Source organism: Caballeronia arationis (assembly GCF_001544975.2).
In the GTDB taxonomy this organism is placed as follows: Bacteria; Pseudomonadota; Gammaproteobacteria; order Burkholderiales; family Burkholderiaceae; genus Caballeronia; species Caballeronia arationis.
The window spans coordinates 1-1,898 of sequence record NZ_FCOG02000385.1 but is presented as its reverse complement, the minus strand read 5'-3'; the positions used below and the strand labels follow the sequence as shown (position 1 = coordinate 1,898).

The 1,898-nt window shown below is 59.0% G+C and carries 3 protein-coding genes; 1 reads left to right on the top strand and 2 read right to left on the bottom strand.

Annotation, left to right across the window (positions count from 1 at the left end):
• Positions 1–241: 241 nt before the first annotated feature.
• Both AWB81_RS42475 and AWB81_RS42470 read right to left on the bottom strand, forming a co-directional pair.
• On the bottom strand, positions 242–646 hold the full coding sequence (locus tag AWB81_RS42475; protein WP_144444378.1) for a hypothetical protein: 405 nt from the start codon (positions 644–646) through the stop codon (positions 242–244).
• A gap of 86 nt (positions 647–732) precedes the next feature.
• Positions 733–1,176 carry a hypothetical protein gene (locus AWB81_RS42470; RefSeq protein WP_062644528.1) on the bottom strand — a complete coding sequence of 148 codons (444 nt, stop codon included), beginning with the start codon at positions 1,174–1,176 and terminating at the stop codon, positions 733–735.
• A 108-nt stretch (positions 1,177–1,284) separates the two neighbouring features.
• Between AWB81_RS42470 and AWB81_RS42465 the strand changes: the two genes are divergently transcribed.
• On the top strand, positions 1,285–1,898 hold a 614-nt coding region (locus tag AWB81_RS42465; protein ID WP_087135608.1), incomplete at its 3' end, for a TetR/AcrR family transcriptional regulator.

Below are 1,898 nucleotides of genomic sequence, written 5' to 3'. Positions count from 1 at the left end.
GGAATCTCGGCCTGACGAACGAAGCCGAACTCCTCTGGCTCGTCCCATATCGAATCGAATGTCTCGTTGAGGATTTGCTGCATATAGGCGACGTCCTCAAGACGCATCGACCACCAGCGACGGCGAATGCGGTCTTCGCCGGCGATCACAGTGCGCGACTCCAGATCGAGCACGAACCGGTGCTTCATGTAAGGGTCGCTGCTCCACAGGGAGTCCCATTCGCCGACCGCATATCGGTGCATCATTCTTCCCAGAGGTGTCCCCATTGGTGTCGTTCCGGCGCCTCAACGGCTAGCGCCATGATCTCACCCAGACCGAACAGAGGGTTCTTTCGCTTCACAGCGACGAACCCGTCAACCAGTGACGGTGTCGCTCTCAGCAGGCACATCGCCTTGAGCTCGTGATAGTCAAACAGCCTACTCATCATCGGGCGATTCGCGACCAACCCACTGATCTCGTGGCTCAACACGGCTTCGCGAACGCCCGGCAAATTGTGCTTCGCCACTGCGTCGGCCAACACCGCTCGACGCGCAGTTTTGCGGTCGCCGTCGGTCGAAAATTCCTTGGAATCGGTCTGCAGCAGCGCGAGGTTGATTTCGTCACCGGCAGCGATAAATTCCGACAGCACAGGTGGTTCGTAGGCCATTAGGGGTCGAGCGTCATAAAAGTGAATCTGATTAGCGGCTCGAATCAGCCATTCTTAAGAGTTCGCCTACTGGCGCACGCCTCTAATCAGTCGCGCAACAGTTCCGTGAGCCACGCCTCAGCGGGGCGCCCGGCATCGACGTCCACGAATAGCGCAACGCGGCCGCCTACGATGTCGCGTGACCGCAGCTCGGCAGCATCCAGAGGCTGGATGTTTGTTCGCCGGGCCGGGATGTCTGCTGCGTTGAAATCCAGCGGATATTCGATAGACGACTGGTCGGACTCAACCACAAGGCGCATGGAATCGACGCGTACGCCGCGAAGCTCCGTGTTCACGATCCGATTAACGACGACGTCGAATTCACGCTCGCTGCCGAACTGATAGCGGGCTGGTCGATCCTCGCGACGCAGATGGATGACGGCGGAAACGCGCAGGTTCATTTCAATGAGAACGAGACGATAGCGGGCGACACGCGCCTCCCGATCGGCGCTAGGGAAGACGGCATCTTTGAAGTCGCCTTTGTAGGTCATGCAGGCTCCGGTGTATATCCACGACCCCACGTCATGGTGCAGATCGAGCCTACGTATCGGTTCCCGAAGTCAAGTCACGGGGGCAGAGCGACGAGCAAAGCAGCGATAATGAAAGCTGCGATAGCTCAGCACCCCTCGCACGGAACCCAACGAGATAAGACAGAGACCGATCTGAAGATTGTGAAGCGAGACCCCGAAGGCACGCGGCGCCGGATCCTCGAGGCGGCGAGCGAGCAATTCGCCACGCTCGGCCTCGCCGGCGCACGCGTAGATGCGATAGCAAAGGCTGCAGCGACGAACGAGCGCATGCTGTACTACTACTTCGGCAGCAAAGAGCAGCTCTATGTCGCCGTGCTGGAGTCCATGTACGCGGAGTTTGCCGAGAAGGAAAGCCACCTTGACCTTTCTGGACTTGAACCGCGCGACGCGATCGCTGCTCTTGCGAAATCAATCTGGGCACACCTTTGGGACAGCCCCCGTTGGCTGGGACTGATCAACGGTGAAAATTTGCATCAAGGTCGATACCTGCAGACTTCGGAAAAGCTGCGCGCGACGATCTCACCGGTAATCGACCTCATCAGGACGGTCCTCGAACGCGGGGCGGCGACAGGGCAGATTCGCAGCGGCGTCGATCCGCTCGACTTCTACGTGACGCTCGTTGGAATGGGCTACTACATTGCCTCGAACCGATTCACGATCAGCGCATTCACCGGCCGCGACTA

Bases quoted from the DNA above. Each gene is read 5' to 3' on its own strand.
- AWB81_RS42475 (WP_144444378.1), bottom strand. From the start codon at position 646: ATGGCCTACGAACCACCTGTGCTGTCGGAATTTATCGCTGCCGGTGAC.
- AWB81_RS42470 (WP_062644528.1), bottom strand. From the start codon at position 1,176: ATGACCTACAAAGGCGACTTCAAAGATGCCGTCTTCCCTAGCGCCGAT.